The following is a 26,285-nucleotide window of genomic DNA, read 5'->3' on the forward strand; positions in this document are numbered from 1 at the left end:
TAACGAGCAGGGACAGCGGCTTCTGTCCCTGCTCGACCGCGAGGTGCACCTTGGTGGTCAGCCCGCCACGCGAGCGTCCGAGGCCGTGGTCGTCGGGCTCGGTGTCGACGCCACCGGGAGGCTCCTTCTGCAGGTCCCCCTTTTACGCGCCCCGGCGGCGTGCTGGTGGGCGCGGGCGATCGTGGGCGGGTTGGCGGTGTCGGGCCAGCGGCGTCGCCGGTGCTCCAGCCAGGCGAGGACGGCCTGCAGGGTGAGCTCGTCCAGGGGACGGACGCGGCCGTCGATGACGAGCCGGCGGTCGCCGATGTCGAGGTCGTCGAGCTGGAGGCAGCGGATCGCGCCGGGCCGGGCGGCGTGGATGGCTGCGAGGGCGAGGATCAGCCGGTCGCCGCCCTACCGTGCCCGCCCGGGGCGAACTGGCGATGTCCCCCGAGGACGCCGACCTGATGATCGCCGCCCCGCCCCCGCTGGGGCCCGGCCAGTGGGTGGGCTTCACCCTCACCTTCCGCCACAGCCCACCGCTGCGGCTGGTCGCCCGGATCCTGCCACCGGGCGCGCGGCCGCACTGAGGCCCGGCACCGGGCAGGTGGACCCCGAGGGTGCCGGGCCACGTTGAACCAAGTGGTGGGCGGCCCGTGTGTGGGGCGCGGCCGCGCACCGCCTTCACTCCGGCGGGGACGGCGGACCGCTCCGTGGCGGGTGTCCTCGACCCGCCGCCGGGGGTGCTGGACGGTCCTACGACGGGTCTTCGCGCGGTGCCCGGCCGCTTCCTGACCCGGGCCGGTGCCGCCATCGTCGAACGAGGGCGACCAGCAGCGCGAGCACAGCGGAGGCCGCCAGGACGAGCAGCCAGTTGCGCTGGTAGGGCAGCGGCAGCACCGTCGGGTTGGCGTCGTCGGCCCCGGCCCGCAGCACGGCGGGCAGGGCGATCGCGGTCGCGGATGCGGCGACGATCAGCCAGCCGCGCAGGACCGGTCCTCGTGCCAGGGACGAGCCGAACAGGCACAGCAGCGGCAGCCACAGGCCGTCGTGCACCACCAGGCCCCCCACCACCCAGGCCAGTACGTCCCACGGGTCGGTGATGTGGACGTCGTTCAGCAGCCCGTACAGGCCGAAGCCGGTCAGGGCGAGTCCGGCGGCCAGCACGGCGCCGCGGAGCCAGGCGGTCATCAGATCACCTCGATTCTGGCGACCCACTTGGTCTGCAGCACGCCGGGTCGGTCAGGCGCGATGATCCGGGCCGGGAAGCCGTGATCCGGGGCCAGGACCTCACCGTTGACCCGGAGAGCCAGCAGGGTGAGCGGGTCGTCGACGTACTGCGCGGGCATGACCATGACCCCGTACGGCCCGGCGTCCAGCGAGGTGACGCGCACGGCGGAGCCCGCCGGTGCGCCGGCTCGCGCCAGCAGGTCCGCCACCCGGACGCCGGTCCAGCGGGCGCTCGCACTCCACCCCTCCACGCAGGCGATGGGCAACACCACATCGTGCTGCGGCAGCCGGCTCAGCTCGGCGAGCGTGAGCCGGTACGGCTCCGGGCCCTCGACCTGGAGCCGCCAGTCAGCGGGAACGTCGGTCGTCCCGGCCTGAGCGGCTGTCCGGTTGACCGGCAGGCCCTGGGGGCCGAGATCGGGGCGGCGCGGGGCCAGCAGATCCAACCCCCGCAGCCAGGGCACGGCCTGCCCGGCCGTGGTGAGGGTCACCACGCCCACGGCGGCGGTGACCGAGGTCAGGAACGCCCGGCGCCCGGTCACCGGCGCCGCGCGCCGCCTTCTCCAGTGCCGGGCGATGAGCGGGGCTTTGACGGCGATGTGGACCAGCAGCCCGCCGATGGCGAGCCAGCCGAGCCAGAAGTGGGTCTGCCGGAACGGGAACGGCCACACGTACCACTGCAGGGTGTTCAGCAGGCCGGTGAACAGCTCGAGGAGAGTGGCGCCCACCAGGACGGCGATGGACAGCCGTTCGAGCGCGTGCAGCACGCTGCGCGCGGGAGGCCATTCGAACAGCCGCGGGTAGACCGTCCACAGCTTGGCCCCGGCCAGCGGGATCGCGGCGATCCCGCTGACCACGTGCAGTCCCTGCGTGACCCGGTAGCCGTTCGCGGGGCGGGAGGGCAGGAGGCCGGCCAGCCAGTGCGGCGGGTTCTGGAGCAGATGGCTGGTCAGGCCGGTCAGGAAGCAGACGATCAGCGCGGCGCCCAGCCACCGGCCGATCACGACGGCGGTACGCGGCTCGTGCAGCGGCGAGCGGAACGCGCCGTCGCAGAACGGTCCGCGTCGCAGGAACGGCGGCGGGGGCGGCAGTTGGAGGTCGTAGCGGGGGCGAGTGCCGGGGGGCTTGGATTCCACACGTCCATCGAAGCGCTCCCGGAGCCCTGGGAGGAGCACCCCGGTGCTTACGAAATCCGAACAGCGCCCAGCGGGCGACAGCGCCGAAGGCCCCGCGCCCGCCGAGCCGTTGGGCGTCCTTCGTGCGGTGGGGCAGGCGGCATGGACCGGCGCGCTCGGCCGTTCGGGTGGACGATGGTGCTTATGGTGGTGGCGGCTTGACTGTGTGTGGCTGACTTGACGCGACTACCTGGTGGGCTGCCCATCCCGTGCCGGTGGCGGGATGAGGCAGGCCATGGCAGTTCAGCGGCCTGTCGAGTGTCGCCCGGGCCGGGTTGGCACCGTCCCGTCGGTGGGACGGTGCGGGGAGCCCGCGCGACCGAAAGGAGACGCTGATGCGAGTGCTGCACGCGCCGACCCGTCCGATGCTGTCGTGGGCGGCCGAGGATCCCACCGTGACAGTGGGGGCCGGGCCCATTGGTATAGCCTTCACGCCGAGCGGGCGCTTCGCCTATGTTGCTGACAACGGGGGCGGCACGGTCAGTGTGATCGACACCGCCGCTCTGGCCACCGTGGCCACTGTCTCCGGGTTCAGCGGCCCGGTGGGCGTGGCGATCACACCGTCGGGGACTCGGGCGTACGTGTCCAACGCGAGCGCCGGATCCGTGAGCGTGGTCGACATCGCCACCAACGCCCTGACGGGTCCGGCCATTGCTGTGGGCAGCAGCCCGTTCGAGCTGGCGGTGACACCGGACGGTACGCGGGTGTACGTGGCCAACAACGGGGGCGGCACGGTCAGCGTCATCGACACCGCCACCAACACGGTCACCGCCACCATCCCGGTCGGTGCCGCACCCAATGGCGTGGCGGTGACGCCGGACGGTACACGGGTGTACGTGTCGGACCAAGGCGGCGCCGCGGTGAGCGTGATCAGCACCGCCACCAACACCGTGACGGCAACCGTTCCCGTCGGGGCCGGCCCCATCGGGGTGGCGGTGACACCGGACGGCACGCGGGTCTACGTGGCCAACAACGGGAGCGGCACGGTCAGCGTCATCGACACCGCCACCAACACGGTCACCGGCGCCCCGATCCCGGTCGGCACAAGCCCGGCCGGGGCGGTCAGGAGCCCCGACGGCACGCAGATCTGGGTGGTCAACTTCGGGTCCAACTCGGTCAGCGTGATCAGCACCGCCACCAACACCGTGACCGCCACCTACACCGTCGGCACCCAGCCCTCCCGTGCGGCGATCACCCCGAACGGGCAGGCCACCTATGTGACCAACAACGGCGCCGGCACGGTCAGCGTGATCGAATTCCTTGGCGTGGCGCCCGACCAGGGACCCACCAGCGGCGGCACGGTCGTCACCATCAACGGCGTCAACCTGGCAGGCGCCACCGCTGTCCACTTCGGATCCAAAGTGGCCACGATCACCGGGGACACGCCGAACCAGATCACCGTGATCAGCCCGCCCGGCACCGGCGTGGTCGACGTGACCGTCACCACCCCCGGCGGCACCAGCAACACGGCGCCCTTCTACTACATCGGCCCGCCCACCCTCACCGCGGTCAGCCCGAACGAGGGCCCGGTGTCAGGCGGCGCCACCGTCACCATCACCGGGTACGGCCTCACCACCGCGACCGGGGTCACCTTCGGCACCACCACGGTCCGCCCGACCAGCACCTCCGAAACCCAGCTCACCGTCACCGCACCCGCGGGCGCGGCCGGCACCGTGCCCGTCACCGTCACCACCGCGGGAGGAACGGCCGACGTCCTCACCTACACCTACACCGCCGCCCCGACCCTCACCGCGGTCAGCCCGAACGAGGGCCCGGTGTCAGGCGGCACGGCGGCGACCGTGACCGGCACCGCTCTGGCCACGACCGATCAGGTCACGCTGGCCGGGACGCCCGTGCCTTTCTCCGTGGTCTCCGACACCACCGTCACGATCACCACGCCACCCGGCGCCCCCGGCGCCGCGGACCTGACGGTCACCACCGCGGGAGGCACCACCACCCTGCCCGGCGCCTTCTCCTACATCCCCGCTCCCACGGTGTAACAGCCGAACCACCCAAGGCGTGCGGAAACACATCGAAGCCGCTCAAAGACGCCAACAAGTCCCCGTCACACGAGATGGCCGGCACACCAGCCCCTCCGCACCGAACTGCGGAGGGGCTGGCAGACCTGCGCGGACAACTCGCCGCCCACCGGCAGTCCCGCCCCGTCGCCGACTTCCTCGACAGGCAGTTCGCCAGCAGCTCGTTGAACTTTCGCCGCCACCTCGGTCGGCTTCCGCCTCAGCGCCGCGGTGAACCCCTGCGCGGTGGCGGGCAGCCCGGCCTGCTCGCAGTACCCGGCGACCAGCGGCTCGCACTCGGCCCAGGACAACAACTGGTCGTGCAGGTTGGCGTACGACTCCGAACCGATCACCGCCACATCCCCGGTCCGCAGCTCCTGGACCAGGTAGGCCAGCGTGCACACCTCGAAGTGGCGCGCGGTCGTAGCGCCACCGGACCGGCCCGAGCAGGCCGTACTCGGCCAGCAGCTCCAGGGTGGTGGCGATGCCCGGTACGGCGTCGTCGTACTCGCGCCAGCCGTCCCCGTCGTGGTCGTGCCGCGTGCCGGCCCGCCAGGAACCGCCCCAGGCATCGCGCGCCAGGTCGCCACCGCCTGCTGCCGCTTGGCCAACGCCACCGGCCCGGCCCGGCCCTGGCACCGGTGACCTTCGGCGCGCAGCGCGTGCTGGAGGTCGGGTGTCGCGGTCGGGGTCGGAGCGCCCATCCGGTCGCATTCCCGGGTACGAAGGGCTCGGGACAGCTTTCGGTCCCGGTATCCGTCCAGCTCAGAGCGCATGTCATGATTCCGGAGTGGCTCCCGTGACCGGCTCTCAGTACTTTCCGCCCACCGAACGCGTCGCTCTCGCTGAGCTGTTCGCCACCGCGCGAGCGGGGCAGGGCGGGGCGGCAGTCGTTCGCGGCGAGGCCGGTATCGGGAAGACCACCTTGCTGCGCCATGCCACCGAAGGGCTGGCGGGCGTGCGGTTGCTGTGGGTGAACGGGGCCGAGTTCGAAGCGGAGTTCGCCTACGCGGCGGTGCACCAGCTCACCCGCTCGTTGCACGACCGCATCGAGCGGCTGCCCTGCGCGCACCGGGAGGACCTGGCTGTGGCCATGGGACTGCGGGACGGTGGCACACCGAGCCGCTTCACCGTCGGCCTCGGCTTGCTCGACCTGCTGGCCGACGCCGCCGCCGAGGCGCCGGTGCTGTGCGTCGTGGACGACGCTCAGTGGCTGGACCGGGCGTCGGCGCAGGTATTGGCGTTCGTGGCCCGGCGGATCGCGGACGAGTCGGTGGCGATCGTCTTCGGAGTCCGTGAGCCGCACACCGTCGCGGAACTCGAAGGGCTGACGTCGCTGACGCTGTCCAGGTTGCCTGACCAGGCGGCCCGGGCCCTGCTGTCCACCAGCCTCCTGGGCCCGTTGGACGAGCGGGTCCGCGAACGGATCCTCGCGGAGGCACGCGGAAATCCGCTCGCCCTGCTGGAACTGCCGCGCCGGCTCGGCCCCGCCGGTCTGGCCGGAGGGTTCGGCCTGCCCGCTCCGGTCTCGCCGGCCAGCCGCATCGAGCGTAGCTACCAGGAGCGGATCTCCCGACTCTCCGAGGGCGCACGCACGCTGCTCCTCGTCGCGGCCGCGGAGCCGACCGGGGATCCGGGCCTGTTGTGGCGGGCCGCCGACGTGCTGGACGTGCCGCCGGAGGCCGGAACCGAGGCCGAAGCCACGGACCTGATCGCGTTGGGCGGGCAGTCCCGGTTCCGGCACCCCCTGGTGCGCTCGGCGGTGTACACGTCCGCGTCACCGGCCGAGCGCCGCCGCGTCCACGCGGCACTCGCCGATGTCACCGATCCGCTGACGGCGCCCGACCGACGTTCGTGGCACCGGGCACAGGCTGCCCCCCGTCCTGACGAGGACGTCGCGGCCGACCTGCTGCGCTGCGCGCAGCGCGCCCGGAGCAGGGGCGGTGCCGCAGCCGAGGCCGCCTTCCTGGAACAGGCAGCGGCCCTCACGGACGATCCGCGCCTACGGGCCGACCGAAGCCTCGCCGCGGCCCGAGCCGCGCTGGAGGCCGGCTCCTTCGAGACCGCGATCACGCTGGTCGAAGCGGCCGAAAACGGCGCGATCGACGGCGCCGGCCGGGTAGAGGCCGAACTCCTGCGCGGCCGGGCGGCATTCTTCCGGGACGGCGCGGCCGACGCGGTCGGCCATCTCATCAAGGCCGCCGGTCTCGATCCCGACCGGGCCCGGCTCCACCTGCTGGACGCCCTGCAGGCGGGGCTTGTCGTGGGCCGCGCCTCCGCAGCCGCACGCGACGCACTCGAAGCAGCCCGGCGGGCCCCTGTCACGGCGGGGGAGCGCACCACGGCCGACGAACTGCTGGACGCGCTCGTCGCCTACCTCGACGACGACCTGGCAGCGGTCCCGAGGCTGCTGGAACTGCTGTCGAACGTCACCGATCCGTTCTGGACCGGGCGCTTGTCCCTCGCAGCCCTGCTGGCCATCGAACTGTGGGACGTCGCCCTGGAGGACAGGATCGCCACCCGCGCCGTTGCCGCCGCACGGGCCGGCGGAACGCTGATGACGCTCCCGGTCGGGCTCTGGATGCAGGCCATGGCTGCCGTCCAACGCGGTGACCTGCTCTCCGCTTCCGCCCTGAACAGCGAGGCCGACGCGATAGCCGAGGTGACAGGAGTCCCGCGTCACTGGTACGGCCGCCTGTTCGCCGCCGCGCTGCGCGGCGGAGCCGCCGAGGCGGAACCGCTGATCGCCCGGGTCCTGGCCGAGTCCCACGCGCGGCACAAGGGCATGCTGACCGCGACCGCCCACGCGGCGGCGGCCCTCTACGCCAACGGAACCACCGACCACCGCGCGGCGCTGGCATCGGCCCGGCTTGCCCTGACGGACGGTGACGTCGGGGTCTCCAGCCTCGCACTGCCCGAACTGGTCGAAGCGGCACTGCGCTGCGGCGAGGACGACGCGGCCCGCGAGGCGTTCGCACGGCTGTCGGACCACGCCCGCGCCGCCGGCACCGACTGGGCGCTCGGCGTGCGCGCCCACCTCGCCGCTCTGCTGTCCGACGACCCCGGGCCGCTCCACGCCGAGGCAGTGGCACGGCTGGACGCCGCCGACCTGCGGCTGTGGCACGGCCGGGCCCTGCTCCACCAAGGGGCGTGGCTGCGCCGGGACGGCCGTCGACGGGAGGCGCGCGACGTTCTGCGCGCGGCCCACGAGCTGTTCACCGCGATGGGGGCGGAGGGGTTCGCCGAACGGGCCAGAGCCGAGTTGGTCGCCGCCGGTGAACAGGCCAGGTCCGCCGCGCTCGGGGTGATGGAGCTGCTGACCGGTCAGGAGTTGAACATCGCCAGGCTGGTGGCGACCGGTGCGACCTCCCGCGAGGTGGCCGACCGCCTCTTCCTCAGCCCCCGGACCATCGACGCCCACCTGCGGAGCGTCTTCAAGAAGCTCGACATCACCTCCCGCCGCCAGCTCGCCGCCGTCCTCGGCCCGGCGACGTAGCGCGCCCGTCCGACCGACCATGTGCGTGGGGGCAGGAGGGGGACCGGTCCCCCGGTACCCGCCCAGGGGGGACGCCCTCCGGCGCCCGTGGCGCGGACTGTTCCGCGGTGCCTCGGCGCGACCCGCCGGGCTCCGCACGACCCGCGGGGCCCCGGACGACCCGGTCTCGGTAGCCGTCTACGCGGGGATTAGGCAGTCGCCTAGGTGACTTTCGCCGATGAAGGGGCGGGGCCGGTCGGACGAGACTCGACCCCATGAAGAACACGCCCTCGGGGATCGACCGGGCCGCTCCGGTCGTCGCCCGTCGTGAACTGCCGATCAGTGCCTCGGCCACCGCTGTCTGGGACCTGCTGACCTCCGTTCCCGACTGGCCGTCCTGGCAGCCGGACATCACCGAGGCCCGGGCGCTGACCCCGTTGACACCGGGCGCGGTGTTCCACTGGCGGACCGCCGGGCTGGACATCACCTCCACGGTGTACGCGCTCGAGGCACCCCGCCTGATCCTGTGGGGCGGCCCGTCCCAGGGCATCACCGCCATCCATCAGTGGACGCTCACGCCTCGGGCGGGAGCGACCATCGTCGCCACGGAGGAGTCCTGGGACGGCGTGCCCGTACGAGCCGACCCCGCAGGCATCGGGCATGCGCTCGACCAGTCCCTGCTCCAGTGGCTCCTCCACCTGAAGTCCGCCGCCGAACGCGCCCCGCGCTGAAGGGCGCCGCACCCGCCCGGCGCGGAACGCCGCCGCCTTCCCCGTCCTCCACCGGCTCGTCAGGACTTCGCATGCGCAAACCGCCTCCCGGCGCCGTCCTCGCGGTACTGGCCGCCGGCCAGTTCACCGTCATGCTCGCCACCTCCATCGTCAACGTCGCGCTGCCGCAGATCCGTGACGGCGTCGGCCTTTCCGACACCGCCACCACCTGGGTGGTCAACGCCTACGGCCTGGCCTTCGGCGCGCTGCTGCTGGCCGGCGGGCGCGCCGCCGACCTGCTGGGCCGGCGCCGGGTGCTGCTCGTCGGTCTGGGCACGTTCGGGGCCGCCTCCGCCACCGCCGCGCTGGCCTCCTCGCCCGGTGTCCTCATCGCCGCCCGCGCCGCCCAGGGCGCAGGCGCGGCGGCGATCGCCCCCGCCGCCCTCGCCCTGGCCATGGGCCTCCGTCCGCCGGGCCCCGGCCGGAACAGGGCACTCGCGCTCTGGGGCGCGGTCTCCGGTGCGGGGGGTGCGGCGGGAGTGGTCCTCGGGGGGCTCCTCACCCAGGCGTGGGGCTGGCCCTGGATCTTCCACGCCGTGGCAATCGGTACGGTCGCGGTCCTGGTGGCGACGGTCATACTCGTCCCGTCCGCCGCCCCCGCGGACAGGGCCGGCTTCGACCTCGCCGGAACCGCTGCCAGCGCCCTGGCCCTGACCGCCCTGGTGTGGGGCCTGACCACGGCCCGCCGGGTCGGCTGGACCGACACCCGGGTCCTCGCCGCATTCGTCGCCGCCGCCGCACTCGCGCTGCTCTTCCTCCGGATCGAGCGCGGCGTCCCGGCCCCGCTGGTTCCCCCGCGCCTGTTCGCCGGCGGGAACGTGGCGGCCGGGAACCTCCTGATGGCCCTGTTCGGCTCGACGTGGATCGCCCTGTTCTACTTCCTTCCGCTCTACCAGCAGCAGGTCCTCGGCGAAGACCCGCTGACCACCGGGCTCGGCCAACTCCCCCTCGCGGGCGCCAACATGGCCGGTGCCGCACTCGCCCCCGCCCTCGCCCGGCGGGTCGGCCACCGGGCCGTGGTGGTCGGGGCCCTGCTGACCGAGGCGGCCGGGATGCTGTGGCTCTCCCGCATCAGCGCCCACGGCGGCTTCCTGACCGACGTCCTCGGCCCCGGTGTCCTCGTCGGAATCGGACTGAGCATCGCGTTCGTGCAGCTGACCGCCCTGTCCGTGGAGGGCGTCGCCGGGACGGACGCGGGCCTGGCGGGCGGGCTGGTCAACACCACCCGCCAGGTGGGCGGCGCCGTCGGGCTCGCCGTCCTCGCGACCGTCGCAGAAACCGTCACCGCGCACGCCACCGACCACCGGCCCCACCTGGAGGCACTGACCTCCGGCTACCGCACCGCCTTCGCCGCCTCCGCCGCCGTCCTGGCCGCCACCGCCCTGCTCGCGGCCCGCCTGACCCGGCGCACCGCCGCCACCACCCCGGACCCCGCTCCCCGCAGCGCCGTCCCCGGCCGGCGCTGACCACCCGATCCACCACCAATCCCCCGGCACACCGACCGAAAGGAACACCGCCATGACCACCATCGACGAGGCCGCGCCCGTCATCGTCCGCCTGTCCACCGAGATCGACGCCCCGCTGGACCGGGTGTGGGCCCTGCACACCGGCATCGGCGACTGGCCGGTGTGGAACACCGACATCGACCAAGCCCGCCTGGACGGCCCGCTCGCCGAGGGCACCACGTTCACCTGGCGCACCCACGGGCTGGACATCACCTCCACCATCCACGAGCTGGTACCCGGCGCCCGGATCGTCTGGGGCGGCCCCGCGCACGGCATCGACGGCGTCCACGTGTGGACCTTCGAGCGCACCGGCGACCGGGTGCTCGTGAGCACCGAGGAGTCCTGGAGCGGCGCCCCCGTGGAGGCCGACGCCGACCAGCTCGGCACCGCCCTGCGCACCTCCCTGGAGAACTGGCTCGCCTGCCTGAAGAACCGCGCCGAACGGCGCGCCTGACGCACCGCCACGCGCCGGTCGCTCCGCCGCCCGGCCCGCTCCCCACACCACCGCACCGAGGCCCCGAGGAACCGACCATGACCGACAAGCCCTTCCTGACCGGCCACTACACCCCGGTCGCCGACGAGCTGACCGCCACCGAGCTGACCGTCGAGGGCGCCCTGCCGCCCGAACTGACCGGTCGCCTGGTCCGCAACAGCCACAACCCGAAGCCCGGCGTCACCCCCACCCACTGGTTCAAGGGCAGCGGCATGGTGCACGGCGTCCGGCTGCGCGAGGGCCGCGCCGAGTGGTACCGCAACCGCTGGGTGCGCACCCCCGCGCTGGACGGCGCCCCGTACCTGACCGAGAACGGCCCGGACCTGACCGCCTCCACCGCCGGCACCCACGTGATCGAGCACGGCGGCCGACTGCTCGCCCTGTGCGAGGCCAACTTCCCCTTCGAACTCACCAGGGACCTGGAGACGGTCGGCCCGTTCGACTTCGACGGCAAGCTGCGCAGCGCGATGACCGCGCACCCCAAGAGCGACCCGCTCACCGGCGAGCTGCACTTCTTCGGCTCCTCGCCCTTCCCGCCGTTCCTGACGTACTACCGCGCCGACGCGGACGGCAACGTCACCCACAGCGCCGAGATCCCCGGCGCCACCGCCTCCCTCAAGCACGACTTCGCCGTCACCCGCAACCACGTGGTCTTCGTCGAGGGCACCGTCACCTTCGACCCCGCCGAGCACTCCGGCATCCCGTACTCCTGGCAGGACGCACAACCCGCCCGGATCGGCGTCATGCCGCGCGGGCCGCAGGGCGCCGCCGCCGTCCGCTGGTTCCCGATCGAGCCGGGAAACATGCTGCACGTCGCCAACGCCCACGAGGACGCCGACGGCCGCATCGTCCTGGAGGGCCCGACCGTGGACCGCGAGGGCTTCCAACTGTCGTGGAACTGGTGGGTCGGCGCCCCCGGCCGCGGCAGCGAGCCCAACGCCCGCTCCTACAACCGCCGGTGGATCGTCGACCTGGCCGCCAACCGGGTGCAGGAGCTCGTGATCGACGACCTGCCCATCGAGTTCCCCACGCTCAACGAGGACTACCTCGGCCTGGAGAACCGCTACCAGTACGCGATCTCCTTCCCCGATCAGGACGGCTTCGGCGGCTACGGCATCGTCAAGTACGACCGCAGCACCGGGGCGCGGCGCGTCCGCCAGGTCGGCGACGCCCGGCTGCCCAGCGAGGCGGTGTTCGTGCCCGCGGCCGGCGGCACCCGGGAGGACGACGGCTACCTCCTGACCGTGGTCTCCGACCTCAAGCAGGACGCCTCCCAGCTGCTCGTCCTGGACGCCGCCGGCCTCGACCGGATCGCCACCGTCCACCTCCCGCGACGGGTGACCGCCGGCATCCACGGCTCCTGGATCCCCGACGGCCCCCTGTGACGAACACCGGGACGGCCACCGCCCCGGGGACGCCCAGCAGACCCACACCTCCCACGAAAGAGCACAGACTTGCGCACGCTCACCACAGCCAGAACCGCAGCCCTCACCGGGGCCGTCACCGGGGCCGTCATCGGGGCACTCCTGCTGACCACCTCCACCTCCGCCTCCGCTCTCACCACGGACCGCCCCACCGCGACGGCCGAGGCGAGTGCGAAGCACCCGGGCGACGTGCAGATAGACCAGCAGGCCCCCGTCATCACCCGCACCGAGATCCTCGTCCACGCCCCGCTGCGCACCATCTGGAACATCCAGACCGACGTCGGGAACTGGCCCGCCTGGCAGCCGAACGTCGAGAGCATGACCAAGGAAACCCCCGGCCGTCTGCGCCCCGGCTCGGTGTTCCGCTGGAGCACCGAAGGCCTCGACATCACCTCCACCGTCAAGCAGGTCGTCCCCGGCAGGCGCCTCGTCTGGGGCGGTCCCGCCCAAGGCATCACCGCCGTCCACGTCTGGACCTTCACCCCCACCCGCGACGGCGTCCTCGTCCACACCGAGGAGTCCTGGACCGGCGAGCCGGTCACGGCCAACCAAGCAGTGCTCCAGGCAGCCCTCGACAACTCCCTCCACCATTGGGTCGCCAACCTCAAGCATGAAGCCGAGGCACAGGCCCTCCGCTAACCCGCCGGCCCCTTCCTCGGCCCGGACCGGCAGCCGCCCGGTCCGGGCCGAGGCGCTGCCGGCGCCCGCCCCGCCTCTCGGGCCGCAGCCGGACTCGCCACACCACGGGCTGCCGAGGGGCACCCGCAGGCGCAGGACCCAGCCCGCGCGGTGTGGGCCGACGGGTACTGGGCAAGCCTGCCCGTCGGGGACCCGGGTCATCGCCCGCAGCGGGCTTGACCACGTCGACGACGGGGTCGTCCCGCTCGCCGAACCGCCCGGGGCCGAACGGACGGGGCGTCAGCGCTTCTTCCTGGGCACCACCGGATCGAGCTCCAACTCCCAGGTGCCGGGGGTGTCCACCACCAGCAGGCCCGGCCCGGTGATCTCCTCGGTGCGCCGAAAGGTGCCCATGTTGAAGGCGACCGTCCGCCCGAAGTTCCCGTACGTGTCGACGGGGACTCCGTTCGCCAACTCCTGCGCGGAGACCAGCTGCACGCTGCCGTTCTCACCCGGCTGGCGAAGGTGGACGGACAGGCGTAGGTCTCCCTCGGACGGCAAGCGCAGCACCTCCGGCCCGCTGCCGGTCAGCGCGCCGGTCAGCGCGCGAGCGTCGGAGAGCGGCCGCAGCCGCATCGACCAGCGCGCCTCGGGCTGGGTCCTGATCCTGACGTGCGTCCGCTCGGCCGGCACCAGGACCCGGCCGCGGTAGGGGTCGGTGCCCTCGTGGAAGGGCGCCTCGGCGGTGGTGCCCCGGGTCCGGGTGAGCAGGTGAAGGTGGAGGTAGCGGTCCTCGCTCTCGCACGAGATGTCGAGCAGTGCCACCCTGCCCGGCTCCGGGCGGTCGATCGGGACCTCGACCGGCCCGGTGCCCTCGAACCAGTACGGGTCCGGGGTCACGCCCGCCCGCAGCTCCCACTCGGCCTTCGCCAGTTCCTCGGGCGAGACCAGCTCCAGCGGGACCCGCCGGCCGGCAAGCCGCGCCTCCAGGCGCAGGACCGCCACTCGTCCGCTGCCGACCGCGCCGAGCACGCGCTTGAAGCGGTCCGCCTCCAGGCCACGGGCCGCCTGTTCGGCCCGCTCCAGCGCGGCCTCGGCGGCGCGGCGGTCGCGCAGCGCCTCTGCGGCCTCGGCGGCCGGGTCCGCACCGTCCGGTGCCGGGCCGTCCGGGTCCGCGCTCTCCTGCGGGGCGCAGTCCTGCGGCGGCAGCAGTTCCAGCCGCTCGCGCAGTTCCGCGATCATCGCGGCAGCCTCGCGCCGCTCGGCACGGCTGGACAGCATCTCCTCCAGGGCGGTACGGCCCTGGCCCAGCACCGAACTCAACGACTCGGCCTCTCCCGCGCCGTCCCTGATCCGCTCCGCGGACGCCAGCGCCGCCTCGGCCCGGCGCTGGGCAGTGCGTTCGGCGGGGTCGGCATCGGCGGTGCGGGCGGCCACGGCGGCGCCCAGGTCCAGCCGCAGGGCCTCGACCGCCAGTAGGTCGTCCTCCCCGAGCCCCCGGGCCGCACGCCGCGCACGCGGGGTCGGGGCGGCGGACGACTTGACGGCGGGCAGGGCGGCATCCGGTTGAACGGTCGGAAGAGCGGCGGACGGTGCACCGGCGCGGACGGCCCCGGGCAGTGCGTCCGCAGGCGGGCCCGCCGCCTGCGCCGGTGCCGGCGGCAGGCCGACCCGCCGCAGGCCGAGCAGGTAGCCCACGCCCGTACCGGCCGCCAGAAGCAGCCCGATAACAATCCCACCCACGAACACGATCAACACGGCCCCCCGAGATCATCGAGAGGCCACGCTACCCGGTGCCGGCCAGGGCGACCGAAGCGCCACTGGCAAGGCGCGAGCGGAGGCACCGACGCGACCCCTCCGGCGACAGAGACCACGGCGGGCTGCGGGGGGTCCACCACAACCCCTACGTGCTCCCAACGGCCGCGCCTCCTGGCAACAGGACGGCTGACCCCGCAAGGCGGGTGGCAGACGTCGTCCCAGCCCGGACCGCACAGCGACGGGGTCGGCGCCGTCAGCCGGTGACGGTCTCGGTGTGCCGGTGGAGGGCGTCCAGGAGCGCAGTCTGGTGGTCGGTCAGCTTGCCGTCGGCGCGGGCCCCCGCCTGCTTGCGCAGCCATGCGCCGGGCCGGAACGCGGGGTCGTCGCCGAGGCCGGTGCGGTTGGCCGGGCCGTCGAGGGTGCCGCCGGCGGCGAGGTAGGCGAGCAGGCGGCGGTAGGAGCGGTTCCAGTCCGGCTCCAGGCGCCACAGCTCGTCCAGCGCGTCCAGCTTGGCGACCTGGTCCTTGGTGAGGTTGTCGGCCTTGCGCTGGCGGCGCATCCACGCGCCCACCGCGTAGTCGTCGAGCTTCGCGGTGGCGGGGATGGCGAGGTGGCCGTGCTGGTGGTGGAAGGCGGCGGCGTAGGCGTGGCCGCGTTCCCAGGCGTTGGCGTGCTTGGACCAGATCATGCCGAGCGCGTCCAGCTCGGAGATCCGCGCGGGGTCGAGCAGGTGCTGGCCGTGGAGGTGGCGCTGGCGGGTGAGCCAGGAGATCAGCTCGGCGTGCTTGGTCTTGTCGGTGGGGTCGAGGTGGCCGTGTTGGAGGTGGAAGACCGCCGCGACGGCGTGCATGCGCTGCCACTCGACCGCGCGCGGGTTGAACGCCCGCAGCTTGACGGTCTGGAGGATCTTCGCGGCGTGCCGGCGGGCGTCGATCTTGAGCCACTCGATCGGCGACTCGACCGGGGCCGGCTGCTGCTCGCCCTCCCGGACCGAAGCGGCCTCGCCCTCGGCCGGTGTGGTCGCGGTGGTGTGCGCGGTGCCCTGGGAGCGGCCGGCGCGCAGCTCGGTGATCCGGCCGACCACCCGGGCGTCATGGGCCGCGAGGGCGCGCAGGACCCGCCAGATCGTGCGGAAGGAGCCGGCCTCGATCTCGGCGTCGGCCTCGGCCTTCACCGCCTCGCCGGCGTCGTGGACCTCGGCCGGGTCCGCGGCCGCCGTGTCGTCGCCGACCTCCGGCGTCGGCAGGTAGACCGGGATGATGACCCAGGAGACCTTGCCCTGGCGGTGGGACTGGCGCAGTGCCCGGCCGACGGCCTGGACGATGTCGATGACCGAGCTCTTGGGGTCCGCGAAGCAGATCGCGTCGACGGCGGCCACGTCGATGCCCTCCGTCAGGAGCCGGGAGTTGCTGAGGATGCCGCACTCCTCGCCGTCCTCACCCGTGTGGGCCTTGAACTCGGCGAAGGCGGCCCGGCGGTCCTTGAGGCGGTCGGTGCCGGCCACCGCCTTCGCCCAGATGCGCTCCGGGCGCTCCGCGTCCTCCAGCAGCTGGGAGGCGTCGAGCAGGGTGCTAGCGAACTCCCGCGCCGCCGACACTCGGGAGTGGAACGTGATGACCCGGCGCAGGTCGAGGTCGGCGACCGCGCGCAGCACCGCGATCTGCAGGGCCAGGCGCAGGAGTTCCTCGTTGGTGCGCTGGGAGCGCAGGTCGGCGACGGCGGGGAGGTTGAGGAGCTCGCGCAGGTCCTCGTCCGTGACCACCGGCACGAGCACCCGGTAGTCGGCGAGGTAGCCGTGCTCGATGCCCTGGCCGAGCGTCCAGGTGAACACGGTCTTGCCGTAGACGGTCTCGTCGTCCATGGAGCAGAGCGCGGGCAGCTTCTCCGCGCCGTCGCTGCCGGTGTCGGCGAGGTCGGCCAGGCCGTCCTTCGCGCGCCGGTCGTCGGCGATCCGTGGGGTGGCGGTGAAGTACAGCCGGCGCTTCGCCGGGACCTGGGCGTCGTCGTGAACCGCGGCCCAGGCCTTGCCCTCCGAACCGGCCGTGCGGTGGGCCTCGTCGATGACCACCAGGTCCCAGGCCGGCAGGCCGAAGTCGCGGTGGGCCTGGACGATCCGCTCCAGCGAGGCGTAGGTGGCGTACACGGTGACCGGCTCGCCGGCCTTCTCGGTGGCGACCAGGTCCGCGATCCGCGGGGCCTGCGTGGTCACCTGGGCGTGGACGCGCCCGCCGGCCTCCGCGCTCTCCAACGCCTCCTCCCGCGAGCACGCCGCCACCGCCAGGCCCCGGCGACCGCCCCGCAGCGACCACGCCTCGGCGGTCTGCTCCAGCAGCTCGATCGTCGGCACCAGCACCAGCACCCGGCCCCGAGCGGCCAGACGCCGCACGCAACCGGCCGCGATCAGCGTCTTCCCGGATCCGGTCGCCGCGACCACGGTGGCCCGGCCGCCGTCCTTCACCTCCCGCACCGCCGCCGCCACCGCGTCCTTCTGGAACCAGTGCAGCGGCAGCGGGTTCACCGCGGTGGTGCCGGACGGCTGCGCCGGGAGCGGCGGTACGGCCTGGGCGCGCAGCCCGGCCGGCACGTCCTGCTCGGCGCTGGCGGTGGTGGTCTCCAAGGCTGCGCTACTCCTTCGGATGCTGAGACGACGGCGCGGGGCTGGCGGGGCTGTGGGAGGGTCGGGGCGGGCGGCCTCTCCCCGGGGCCAGGTCATGGATGGGGAGAGGCCGCCCTGTGACTGAGCACTTCAGTCGGCCGGTCGAGCGGCCGTTTCAGCGGGCTTCTGTCACGATGCGGCTCACCACCGCGCGAAGGCGCTCCCGCCCGGCTCTCACGCTTGTGTCCCACACCCCCGCGGCGTCGCCGGACACCGAGAGCTTCTGAAGTCGCCGTTCCTCGGCCGTGAACGCGGCACCCGCGGTGTTCCGGTCCAGCATGCCGATCGCGGTGAGCGCCGCCTGACCGCATGACACCGCGTGGTCGGCGCTCCCGGTGCCGTTGGCCAGCAGGGCGTGGCGCAGGACCAGGCAGGCGAAGAACGTGGAGGTGCCGACGACGTCGGTGATGCCGTCCTCGGTGGGCTGCAGCTCGGAGAACCGGTCCAGCAGGCGTGCCCGCTCGGCGGCGTCGGACAGCGGTCGGTCGGTCCGCCAGAGGCCGGCCACGGACTCCGTGTAGAGCTCCACGTCGGCTTCCCGGCCCGTCTCACCCGTCCGCAGACCGATGAACAGCGGAGCCATCCGCTCGGCGCAGGCCGCGACGTACAGGCGGACCGCCTCCTCTCCCCCGGTCTGGAGTTCCTCCACGACGTTCTGTTCCACCAGCGTCTTCACACGCCATCCTTTCTGCGGGTCTTTGCTCAACCGGCCGGTTCAACCGCTCACCGGCCAACTGAAGCGCTCAGTCACGGGCCGACCGGAGCTACTGCTGGTCCTCGGGGATCCAGCCGCGGACCTCCAGGTAGGCGATGTCGGCGTCCTCCACCGCGCGGCCGGTCTCCACCAGCCAGGCCCGCATCGCCTCGGTGACGTCACCGTGGTGGTCAGCGACCCGCTGGGACCACTCCGCCGCGTCGAACCCGCCCGTGGAGGCGGAGCCGTAGGTGCGCTCCTCCGTACCGTCGGAGCGGGGGATGAAGCCGCGGCGGATACCGCCGGAGTCCTTCTCCGAGCCCGCACTGTAGACGTACTGGTCGGCCTTCATCCGGACGGTGAAGGCCAGGCGGCCGCCCGCCTGGCCGGTCTCGTGGACCACGGGCGCGAGGTGGCTCGCGCCGGAGCGGATGGCCTGCTTGCCGGCCCGGCCGGCCATGCTGCCGCCCGCCTCGCCCACGACGTCCTTCCCACGTACCCGCGCCTTCTGCCCGGTCTTCGTGGTCCGGCGGGTGGTGTTCGCCTCGGCGATGCCGGACAGCGCCTCGGTGTCGCGCTCGCCGCCGCGCACCGCCCGCACGACCTGACGCAGCGCGTTCACGAATGCCGCGCCCTTGCCCTTGGTGAAGAACTGCGAGACGAGCGAGGCGTCACGGCCGAGCATCCGGGCGACCTGGCGCTTGGTGTAGCCCTGGTCGATCAGCTCCTGCGTCAGGCGGGCGGCTTCGTTCGGGTTGTTCGGGTCGGCCGGACTCACTGGTCAGCTCCCATCTGCGCGAGTTCGGCGCGGCCCTGGGCGCGCAGCTTGAGGTACTGCTCCTGGCTCGTCGGGTGCTCGATGGGGCCGGTGAGATGGCCCTTGAGGAGGTAGTCGCCCGGCTCGCCCCGGTACGGCCAGGGCTGGCGCTCGGTCAGCGCGATGCCGTCCGTGCCGAAGTACACGACCGTGCCGGGCTTCGCGTGCAGCGCCCCGGCGTGGCCGATGACCTCCTTGCCCTGCCGGTACCTCATGTCCAGCAGCGCAGCGCGGGCCCCCGACCACACGTAGGCCGCCCACTCCGGGTGGGCATACGGGTCGCGGGAGAAGCCGGCCTGCCGCTGCCACGTGACGACCTCGCCGTCCTGGCCGAGGATCTCCACCCCGGCCGGGAGCGCCTCGCCGAGCGGGGTGGTGCCGGAGACCAGGCGCGGGCGCTGGGCGAAGCCGCCCAGGCCGAACAGCAGCACGCTGCGGACGGCGCGGGAGGCGAGGTAGGCCGCCTGGCGCTGGCGCTCGTCGCCGTGCACCTTCGAGAGGTTCGTCAGGTCTGCCCAGGCGGCCTTGAGGCGCTTGCCCCACTCGTCCAGCGGCTTGCCGTCCTCCCACAGCAGGCCGCCGAGGATCTCGATCCGCCACGGTGCGATGTGGTTCGACAGCGCGAGATGGATCTCCGCGCCGCCCGCCCAGGTGGTGAACACGGCCCCGGGCTCGGACGGGTAGACCCAGGCGCGGTCCCCGGTGACGGGGGCCGGAAGCAGGCCGACGTGGTTCCAGCCGGCCGGGACGGTCACCCGCACGTTCCAGTGCGAGCAGGACATCAGCGCCTTCGTCTGCTCCTGCTCGGTCATCGCGGCGAACGCGGCCGCGGTGATCCGGCGCGGGGTGCCGACCGGGGACTTCCACAGGTGCTTCGCGTAGGCGAAGGTGCGGTCGTACTCCACCAGCGCCGGGAGCTGCTCCGGAACGCGCGGCGGCAGGACCAGCTCGGTACGGCCCTGACCGCCGGTCGCGTGCAGCAGGCCGCGCAGCTCCTCGGACAGCACCGGGTAGCCGCCGGCCCATTTGCCGCTGGTGGGGACGGTGCGCGACCACAGGTCCCGGCCGGTCTGCGACGGCGAGCCCATCAGGACCGCGTCGTCCCAGTGCCGGCGCAGCGCCTGCCACAGCAGCGTGAACGCCTGGCGGCAGGTGACGACGTCGGCGCCGTCGGGGTCGAACCACTCCCCCATCGAACGGATCTCGGTGCTGCCGCCGTCCGGCGCGGCGGCGGGGGCGTAGCGGCCGACCGGCTGGCGCTGGTGGACGAAGTGGCCGGCGAGCTTGTCCCGGCCGGAGCCGACCGCGGTGGTCCAGCGCTCGGACGGCGTGTTCAGCCAGGCGGCGACCGCGTCCTTGAGCGTGGAGTACCGCTCGGCTCCGTCGTGCCAGGGGGCGCCGGCGGTGACGTAGATCCGCTCCGTCCCGGGCGCGGCGTGCAGGACGGCGTCCAGGATCTCGCCCGGGGTGCGGGCGCCGAGGTCGAGCCGCACGGTCTGGTCGCGAACCGCGAGGTCGCCGGTCGCGGCGTCCAGGAACACCGTGCTGCGGGCCTGCTGGACGAAGTTCGGGCGCTTGGAGACCAGGCCGGTGGTCACGGCCTCGAATCGGGCGCCCGCCGGGCCCTCGGGGAGGGTGGGCAGCTCGCGCGGGCCGGCCTCGACCACCGGACGCGGCGTGGCAGCGACCGGAGCGACCGGAGCGACCGAAGTAGTGGACTCCGCGAACGGAGCAACGGATGCGCCCATGGTGGTGAGGGCGGGCTGCCCGGCGACGACCTGGTCCCCGTCCTCGCTCGGCATCTCGGCTACGGGAGTGGCCGGAGTCGGCTGCTCGACGGTGACCTGGTCCTCGACCTCGGTCGGCGCCTCGACGGTCGGCGCCTCGACGGTCGGCGCCTCGACGGTCGGCGCCTCGACGGCCGGGGCCGGGGTCGGCTGCTCCAGTCCGGCGGCGGGGCGGGCCAGCGCCGGAGCGACCGCGCTGGTGGGCTCGGTGACAGGCTCGACCTTCGGCGCCTCGGCGGGCCCCGGCGCGGCCTGGTCGGCGGTCTTGGCCGCGCGGACGACGGCCGGGGTCGGGTCCAGCAGCGGGGCGATCCGCACGACGTCACCGACCGACAGGCCCGAGGCCTTCGCGACGGCGTCGGCCTTCGCGCCCTCGTACCCCGCGAGGCCGGCGACCCGGCGCGCACGCCGGGCGGTGAGCTTGTCCAGCTCCTTCTGCGCGGCCGCGACCTGCTTCTCGGCGGCCGTGATCTCGGTACGCAGCTCGCGCAGACCGGCGAGCTCGGCGGTGTACGTCTTGCGGTCCATCAGCGGGTCACTCCCCCTCGGCGACGACGGTGGCGGGCCGGTCAGCGGTGGTCGTGGTGGGGACGTAGGCGATCGGGCCGCCGGAGACCGACGGCAGGCGGGTGCCGAGCAGCAGGCCCGCGAGGCGGAGGTCCTCGGGGTCGGACGGGGTGGCGGCGTTGGCGGGGGCGGTGAGGTCGGTCAGGTAGCCGGCCAGGCGCGCCTTCGGGAAGCGGTAGCGCCCCGCGGTGCCCACGGTGCCGTCGCCCTCCCACTCGGCCAGGCCGGTCAGCACCGCGACGACGAACCCGGCCACCGTCACCGGCAGCACGGCGCCGGCCGCGACCCGGGCCGGATCGCACCGCCACCAGCCGGACAGCGCGGCCAGCAACTGCGCCTCGTCCAGCACGGTGCCGAAGCCGATCCACTCCCGGTCCGCCTCCTCGACCCGCGCGGGGGCGTCCGAGCGCAGCACCGCGACCTCGGGCGTGCCGAGCGCGGTCAGGTCGGCGGCCGGGCAGGCCTGCAACTGCTGGAGCGCGGCCAGCGGGAACACCTGCCGACCGACGTCGCGCACGCCGGGGATCACGCCGGTGGCCATCAGCTTCTTCACCGTCGGGATCGAGCACCCCAGGGCCGTCCCGGCTTGACCCGTCGTCACGAACACACCCACAACCTCCACGCTTATCCATCTCACTCGAAACGCTAGGGCAACTCTACGTCTCCCCTCCGACACTGTCCACGCCTTTTTAGTAAATCGTACAAGCATGCTCGGTGGTTGGTCCGCCCCGGTTTGTCAGTGCCTGGTGAGATGGTGGTCGGCAACCAACACCGGAGGGAGATGAAGAAGATGAGTCCTCGACAGCAGAAGGCCGTGGTGATCCCCGGTGCGGCCCTGGTCGGCACCTACGCGCTCGGCACCGTCGCCAAGGGCCGGGCCCGCCCCGCAGCAGCCCGGGACGGACAGGGCGCCTTCATCACCACCGCGCCCGCGTCACCGGGCAAGACGGTGAGGAACAAGCTCCCAGCCCCCGCTCCAGACCGACCATTCGTGGGGGGAGCCTTGGAGCGCGCTGGAGGAGAGGGCCGCCCCCGTCGCCTGGAGTCTGCCGGGAATTGGCCGGGCGTGCGGGCTGCGCCAAGATATGCGGCATGACCGATTCAGGGGGAACGGCGGACGGCTCCGCCACGAGGGGACTGCTCATCAGCGGCCGCTACCGGCTGCACGAACGCCTCGGGCGTGGCGGTATGGGCACGGTGTGGCGGGCCACCGACGAGCGGCTGCGCCGCCAGGTGGCGCTCAAGGAACCCGTGCTCCCCGACGGCGTCGATGAGCGGGAACGCGACGAGCGCTTCCGGCGGATGGAACGCGAGGCGCAGGCCGCAGCCGCCCTGCGGCACCCGAACATCGTCCGGGTGCACGACATCGAGACCGTCGAGGGCCGGCCCTGGCTGGTGATGGAACTGATCGAGGGCGAGAGCCTGGAGGCGGTCCTGGCCGCCGGCACGCTCAGCGTCCGCGAGGCGGCCGGGATCGGCCGCGAGATCGCCGCCGCGCTGGCCGCGGTCCACACGGCCGGCGTGGTGCACCGGGACATCAAGCCGGCCAACATCATGCGCACCCGCACGGGCGAGACGATCCTCACCGACTTCGGGATCGCCCAGATCGACGGCGGCACCGACCTGACCCAGACGGGCGTCGTGATCGGCTCCGTCCCCTACCTCTCCCCCGAACGCGCCGCCGGCCAGCGTCCCGGGCCGCCCGCCGACCTGTGGGCCCTCGGCGTGCTCCTGTACGAGGCGGTCGAAGGCTTCCACCCCTACCGCAGGCAGCACCCGCAGAGCACCCTCGCCGCGATCCTCACCGACCCCGTGCCCGAACCGCGCCGCGCAGGTGCGCTGACCGTGCCGATCATGTCGCTGCTGGAGCGCGACCCCGCCCGCCGACCGACCGCCGCGCAGGCCCAGCTCCAGCTCGCGGCGGCGACAGCGAGCACTCAGCCCGTGCCGACCGCGCTCGACACGCCTGCCCCGACGGCCGTTCTCCCGGCCGCGCTGACCTTGCGGCTGCGCGCCGCCACCGCGGCCGTCGGCGGCACGAAACGGCGCACGGCGACCGCTGCCCTCGTGGGCCTGGCCGTCATCGCCGCAGCCACCACCTGGGCACTGTGGCCGGTCGGCACGCCGAGCCCCTCGAACATCCCCGCCGGCTACAAGGCGCAACAGGTGGAGTCGTTGGGCTTCGCCGTCGCGGTTCCCCAGGACTACACGGCATCCATCGGCAGCGACGACGCCGCCTGGGCCAGCCCCGACGGACGCATCCAGATCGACCTGCGCGACGAGGGCAAGAACACCCAGGACCCCCGGACGTACGCACAGAAGCGGCTCGACACCATGAAGACCAGCCAGGGCAAGCCGCCGAACTGCAACGACATCCCGGACCCCTTCTTCATCACACCCATCCACGCCCCCCAGTCGATGCTCCACCACGGCGCCGTCAACGCCTCGGTCATCGAATACGACTACTCGACCAAGGCCGACGAGCCCTACCCCTGCATCGCCCAGAACCCCATCGACAAGGCCATCGAGCAGTACATGGTCCACGACGGCCACGTCCTCCACCTCACCGTCACCATCCGCGGCTACGGCAAGGAACAGCCCGACGGCCAGAAAGCCGACTACACCGTCTACGAGAACGCCAACAACTCACTGGCGTTCAGCTGACGCTCGCTTCCCGACGAGTACGTCCGTATGCCCGGGTGCCAGGGGAACCGCCGGGGAATCCACTGGGAGTGGACGATGCTCTCACCGTCGTCGGACCGACCGGTCTGACCGGTGAGAGCGAAGCCGGGGGCTTCGTAGCGACGCCGGGCACGGACGTTGTCCGTGTGGGGGCATGTGCCGCCGTCCCGGCGGCCGCTCATCCCGGCGGCGAGGCCGATCAGTTCCGCTCCGGTGCTCGGGGCGACGACGAAGAACGTGTCCGGACCGGCGAGTCTGCGGCGCGCGCGGTCACGGCTTCCTCCCCTACCGGCGCACGCCCGCTTCGCCGGGCATCGGCGGCACCGATGATCCGGTCAGAGCAACTGGCCGCCGGACGGCTCGACCAGGCGGTCGTCGACGAGCCGGGTGCCGGCCTGCTTGACGAGCCTCAGCACGGGTGAGACCTCCATGCTCTGCAGTCCGGCCAGGGACCCGATGCGGTCCGAGGTGAACTCGAACAGTTCGTCGAGGTCCCGGCAGTGTGCCACGGCGTGCAGGTTCCAGGGCCCGGAGACGGCTGCGGCGAAGGCGATCCCGGGTTCCTGCGCGAGCGCGCGGCCCGCGCTCTTCACCGCCGACGGGTGCACGCGCAGCCAGAGGTTCGCGCGAGTGTGGTAGCCCAGGGCCGCTGCGGCGATCTCGACGTCGAGGTGGACCACCCGCTGCTGGAGCAGCGTGTCGAGGCGTCGCGCGACGCGTCCCGGTGTGAGGCCGGCGGCGGTGGCGAGATCGACGAGACTGGCGCGGCCGTCCGCGCCGAGCGCGTCGAGCATCCGCCCGTCCTCGGGGGTGAGGCGCAGTGGCTCGCGGGTGACGACCGGCGCCTCGGTGAAGGGGGGTTCGCCGCTCCCCAGCGCCGCTTCCTCCTGCGGGGACAGCGTGCCCTCCAGGGCGGACCAGTAGTGGCCGCGGCCGCCGAGGAACTGGCGGAGCATGGCGAAGGCGTTGATGTCGATCACCGCGGCCGTGCGGGGCAGCCGCCGCCCCAGGAGGTCCTCGCGCTGCTCCCGCGTCCGGGACTGCGTCGCGCAGGTGATCTCGCAGCCCGCCGCGCCCAGGGACACCCAGTTGACGTCGTCCCGCTTGGCGAGCGCGTCGGCGATCGCCGCGACACTGCCGGGGCGGCAGCGCAGTCGCACCAGCCACCTGCTCTGCCCCAGGGCGCCCGGGTTGACCACACCGGCCACTCGGACGACACCGTCGGCGCGCAGGCGGCGGTACCGACGGTTGACGGCGCCCTCGGTCAGACCGAGGGCGGTCGCGATCGCGGCGAACGACGCCCGCGGAGCGATCTGCAACGCCCGGATGATTCGCACGTCGTCAGGCTGCAGTGCAGCGGATTCCGTCATGAGCGCCCTTGTCATGTCGGCAATCGTACGAACGAGGGCTCTTCGCTCGCCTGCGCCGCCGCGCGGACGGAACACTTGGGGCCCACGGGTCGAGGGGTCGCGGCAGCGCTCACCTCCCTGCGCCGGCTCCGGGCCTCGACGGGGCCCGACCGGAATCCAACGCCCGAAGAACGGAGATGACCGGATGTCCATGAGTGGCACCGAACAACACCCGCCGACCGCTCTCGTCGTCGGGGCCTCGCGCGGCCTCGGCCACGCGATGGCGGCGGAGTTCCTCCATCGGGGCTGGCACGTCGTCGGCACCGTCCGCGACACCACCGCCCGAACGCCGCTGCACGAACTCGCGGACCACGCCGACGGGCGGGTGACGATCGAGCGACTCGACATCAACGACCCCGCCCACCTGCCCCTGCTGCACGAACGCCTCGCGCACCGCCGGCTCGACGTGCTCTTCGTCAACGCGGGCACCACCAACAACGAGCGGACGCCCATCGGCGCAGTGGCGACGACCGACTTCGTCGACGTGATGGTCACCAACGCGCTCAGCCCCCTGCGCGTCATCGAAGCCCTGGAGGACCTGGTGTCCCCGGCGGGACTCATCGGGGCGATGTCCTCCGGACAGGGCAGCATCACGAACAACACGACCGGAGGCCGCGAGGTCTACCGCGCGAGCAAAGCGGCCCTGAACATGCTGTTCCGGAGCCTCGCGGCCCGGCACGGTGGGACGCAGCGCGCCTTCGTCCTCATGGCGCCGGGCTGGATCCGCACCGCCCTGGGTGGTCCGGACGCGCCGTTCACCATCGAGGAGACCGTCCCCCTGCTGGTGGACGTCCTGCTCTCCCGGCTGGGCACGCCCGGCCTGGCGTACCTGGACCGCTTCGGCCGGACCGTCCCCTGGTAGCCCCCGCGATCCGGTGGTGGACGGCAGACCGCGGCAGGGCCACCGCACGTCCGGAGGTGGCCCGCTCGCCTGACGCCACGACGGCACCGCCGCGCCTGCGCCAACCTGGGCGCGTGCTCTGCCGGCCGGCTCCGGGAACGGCGCGGTCGACCAGCTGAAGGCGACCCCGCAGGAAGCCACGAGACCGGCTGCAACCACACGGGGTCGGCAGAGCCGGGCCGACGCCGACGACCCGTCCGGCAGTGCTGCGCGCTCGGCCGTCCGAGTCCCGGGGGCCGTGGCGTCCTCGGATCGGGAAGGGGCAGTCGCTCCGAGGCAGTGCGGTCAAGTGCCTCGGTCACCACCACGTCCGCTTGCGAACAGTCC

21 protein-coding genes and 1 pseudogene are annotated in these 26,285 nt (G+C 73.4%); 11 read left to right on the forward strand and 11 right to left on the reverse strand.

Going from position 1 to position 26,285, the window contains the following annotated elements; genetic code table 11:
- Positions 1–183: pseudogene (locus BG452_RS46510) on the reverse strand (IS5/IS1182 family transposase); the annotation flags it as partial.
- A 215-nt stretch (positions 184–398) separates the two neighbouring features.
- Between BG452_RS46510 and BG452_RS39065 the strand changes: the two are divergent.
- Positions 399–569: a hypothetical protein gene (locus BG452_RS39065; RefSeq protein ID WP_188309094.1), complete on the forward strand. Its 171-nt coding sequence runs from the start codon at positions 399–401 to the stop codon at positions 567–569.
- 166 nt (positions 570–735) lie between these two features.
- Here the strand turns inward: BG452_RS39065 and BG452_RS39070 are convergent, their stop codons facing one another.
- Both BG452_RS39070 and BG452_RS39075 read right to left on the reverse strand, forming a co-directional pair.
- Positions 736–1,170: a hypothetical protein gene (locus BG452_RS39070; protein ID WP_188309095.1), complete on the reverse strand. Its 435-nt coding sequence runs from the start codon at positions 1,168–1,170 to the stop codon at positions 736–738.
- Positions 1,170–2,300: a molybdopterin-dependent oxidoreductase gene (locus tag BG452_RS39075; protein ID WP_411293088.1), complete on the reverse strand. Its 1,131-nt coding sequence runs from the start codon at positions 2,298–2,300 to the stop codon at positions 1,170–1,172. Before BG452_RS39075 ends, BG452_RS39070 begins: the two co-directional genes overlap by 1 nt.
- Before the next feature lie 419 nt (positions 2,301–2,719).
- Here BG452_RS39075 and BG452_RS39080 point away from each other — a divergent pair, with 419 nt between their 5' ends.
- Positions 2,720–4,384 (forward strand): IPT/TIG domain-containing protein, encoded by a 1,665-nt coding sequence (locus tag BG452_RS39080; RefSeq protein ID WP_223243386.1) that lies wholly within the window; start codon positions 2,720–2,722, stop codon positions 4,382–4,384.
- 65 nt (positions 4,385–4,449) lie between these two features.
- Here the strand turns inward: BG452_RS39080 and BG452_RS39085 are convergent, their stop codons facing one another.
- Positions 4,450–4,806, reverse strand: coding sequence for a hypothetical protein (locus BG452_RS39085; RefSeq protein WP_188309096.1), 357 nt, complete (start codon positions 4,804–4,806; stop codon positions 4,450–4,452).
- On the opposite strand from BG452_RS39085, the gene BG452_RS47915 reads away from it, so the two are divergent.
- From BG452_RS47915 to BG452_RS39115, 7 genes are all read left to right on the forward strand, one after another.
- Positions 4,799–5,047 (forward strand): hypothetical protein, encoded by a 249-nt coding sequence (locus BG452_RS47915; protein ID WP_317621433.1) that lies wholly within the window; start codon positions 4,799–4,801, stop codon positions 5,045–5,047. The genes BG452_RS39085 and BG452_RS47915 overlap by 8 nt on opposite strands.
- Positions 5,048–5,201: 154 nt before the next feature.
- A complete protein-coding gene (locus BG452_RS39090) occupies positions 5,202–7,898 on the forward strand; it encodes an AAA family ATPase (RefSeq protein ID WP_317621434.1) in 2,697 nt (898 codons plus the stop codon).
- 254 nt (positions 7,899–8,152) lie between these two features.
- On the forward strand, positions 8,153–8,608 hold the full coding sequence (locus BG452_RS39095) for an SRPBCC family protein (protein WP_188309098.1): 456 nt from the start codon (positions 8,153–8,155) through the stop codon (positions 8,606–8,608).
- A 71-nt stretch (positions 8,609–8,679) separates the two neighbouring features.
- The gene (locus tag BG452_RS39100; RefSeq protein ID WP_188309099.1) at positions 8,680–10,113 is read left to right on the forward strand and encodes an MFS transporter; all 1,434 of its coding nucleotides are present in this window, start codon (positions 8,680–8,682) and stop codon (positions 10,111–10,113) included.
- A 52-nt stretch (positions 10,114–10,165) separates the two neighbouring features.
- Positions 10,166–10,606, forward strand: coding sequence for an SRPBCC family protein (locus BG452_RS39105; RefSeq protein WP_188309100.1), 441 nt, complete (start codon positions 10,166–10,168; stop codon positions 10,604–10,606).
- Positions 10,607–10,683: 77 nt separating this feature from the next.
- Positions 10,684–12,030, forward strand: coding sequence for a carotenoid oxygenase family protein (locus BG452_RS39110; RefSeq protein ID WP_188309101.1), 1,347 nt, complete (start codon positions 10,684–10,686; stop codon positions 12,028–12,030).
- Between the two features lie 69 nt (positions 12,031–12,099).
- A complete protein-coding gene (locus tag BG452_RS39115) occupies positions 12,100–12,708 on the forward strand; it encodes an SRPBCC family protein (RefSeq protein WP_223243387.1) in 609 nt (202 codons plus the stop codon).
- Between the two features lie 279 nt (positions 12,709–12,987).
- On the opposite strand, the gene BG452_RS39120 is transcribed toward BG452_RS39115, so the two are convergent.
- From BG452_RS39120 to BG452_RS39145, 6 genes are all read right to left on the reverse strand, one after another.
- Positions 12,988–14,430 carry a hypothetical protein gene (locus BG452_RS39120; RefSeq protein ID WP_188309102.1) on the reverse strand — a complete coding sequence of 481 codons (1,443 nt, stop codon included), beginning with the start codon at positions 14,428–14,430 and terminating at the stop codon, positions 12,988–12,990.
- A 268-nt stretch (positions 14,431–14,698) separates the two neighbouring features.
- Positions 14,699–17,062 (reverse strand): DEAD/DEAH box helicase, encoded by a 2,364-nt coding sequence (locus BG452_RS39125; protein WP_188309103.1) that lies wholly within the window; start codon positions 17,060–17,062, stop codon positions 14,699–14,701.
- 154 nt (positions 17,063–17,216) lie between these two features.
- Positions 17,217–17,777 carry a hypothetical protein gene (locus BG452_RS39130; protein ID WP_317621435.1) on the reverse strand — a complete coding sequence of 187 codons (561 nt, stop codon included), beginning with the start codon at positions 17,775–17,777 and terminating at the stop codon, positions 17,217–17,219.
- 88 nt (positions 17,778–17,865) lie between these two features.
- Entirely contained in the window at positions 17,866–18,573 is a 708-nt protein-coding gene (locus BG452_RS39135; protein WP_188309104.1) for a helix-turn-helix domain containing protein, read from the reverse strand.
- Positions 18,570–20,927, reverse strand: coding sequence for a hypothetical protein (locus BG452_RS39140; RefSeq protein ID WP_188309105.1), 2,358 nt, complete (start codon positions 20,925–20,927; stop codon positions 18,570–18,572). Before BG452_RS39140 ends, BG452_RS39135 begins: the two co-directional genes overlap by 4 nt.
- Before the next feature lie 7 nt (positions 20,928–20,934).
- Positions 20,935–21,567, reverse strand: a complete 633-nt coding sequence (locus BG452_RS39145) for a DNA-binding protein (protein ID WP_317621436.1) — start codon at positions 21,565–21,567, stop codon at positions 20,935–20,937.
- A gap of 491 nt (positions 21,568–22,058) precedes the next feature.
- Here BG452_RS39145 and BG452_RS39150 point away from each other — a divergent pair, with 491 nt between their 5' ends.
- A complete protein-coding gene (locus tag BG452_RS39150) occupies positions 22,059–23,630 on the forward strand; it encodes a serine/threonine-protein kinase (RefSeq protein ID WP_188309107.1) in 1,572 nt (523 codons plus the stop codon).
- A 353-nt stretch (positions 23,631–23,983) separates the two neighbouring features.
- Here BG452_RS39150 and BG452_RS39155 read toward each other — a convergent pair whose 3' ends face one another.
- Positions 23,984–24,985 carry an Lrp/AsnC family transcriptional regulator gene (locus tag BG452_RS39155; protein ID WP_317621437.1) on the reverse strand — a complete coding sequence of 334 codons (1,002 nt, stop codon included), beginning with the start codon at positions 24,983–24,985 and terminating at the stop codon, positions 23,984–23,986.
- Positions 24,986–25,202: 217 nt separating this feature from the next.
- Here BG452_RS39155 and BG452_RS39160 point away from each other — a divergent pair, with 217 nt between their 5' ends.
- Positions 25,203–25,919 carry an SDR family NAD(P)-dependent oxidoreductase gene (locus tag BG452_RS39160; protein ID WP_188309109.1) on the forward strand — a complete coding sequence of 239 codons (717 nt, stop codon included), beginning with the start codon at positions 25,203–25,205 and terminating at the stop codon, positions 25,917–25,919.
- Positions 25,920–26,285: the final 366 nt, after the last annotated feature.

Source organism: Streptomyces sp. CBMA123, from assembly GCF_014596465.1.
In the GTDB taxonomy this organism is placed as follows: domain Bacteria; phylum Actinomycetota; class Actinomycetes; order Streptomycetales; family Streptomycetaceae; genus Kitasatospora.

Excerpts from the sequence above, each read along its gene's own strand:
- BG452_RS39080 (WP_223243386.1), top strand. The coding sequence starts at position 2,720 with ATGCGAGTGCTGCACGCGCCGACCCGTCCGATGCTGTCGTGGGCGGCC.
- BG452_RS39140 (WP_188309105.1), bottom strand. The coding sequence starts at position 20,927 with ATGGACCGCAAGACGTACACCGCCGAGCTCGCCGGTCTGCGCGAGCTG.
- BG452_RS39160 (WP_188309109.1), top strand. The coding sequence starts at position 25,203 with ATGTCCATGAGTGGCACCGAACAACACCCGCCGACCGCTCTCGTCGTC.
- BG452_RS39105 (WP_188309100.1), top strand. The coding sequence starts at position 10,166 with ATGACCACCATCGACGAGGCCGCGCCCGTCATCGTCCGCCTGTCCACC.
- BG452_RS39100 (WP_188309099.1), top strand. The coding sequence starts at position 8,680 with ATGCGCAAACCGCCTCCCGGCGCCGTCCTCGCGGTACTGGCCGCCGGC.
- BG452_RS39070 (WP_188309095.1), bottom strand. The coding sequence starts at position 1,170 with ATGACCGCCTGGCTCCGCGGCGCCGTGCTGGCCGCCGGACTCGCCCTG.
- BG452_RS39095 (WP_188309098.1), top strand. The coding sequence starts at position 8,153 with ATGAAGAACACGCCCTCGGGGATCGACCGGGCCGCTCCGGTCGTCGCC.
- BG452_RS39150 (WP_188309107.1), top strand. The coding sequence starts at position 22,059 with ATGACCGATTCAGGGGGAACGGCGGACGGCTCCGCCACGAGGGGACTG.
- BG452_RS39110 (WP_188309101.1), top strand. The coding sequence starts at position 10,684 with ATGACCGACAAGCCCTTCCTGACCGGCCACTACACCCCGGTCGCCGAC.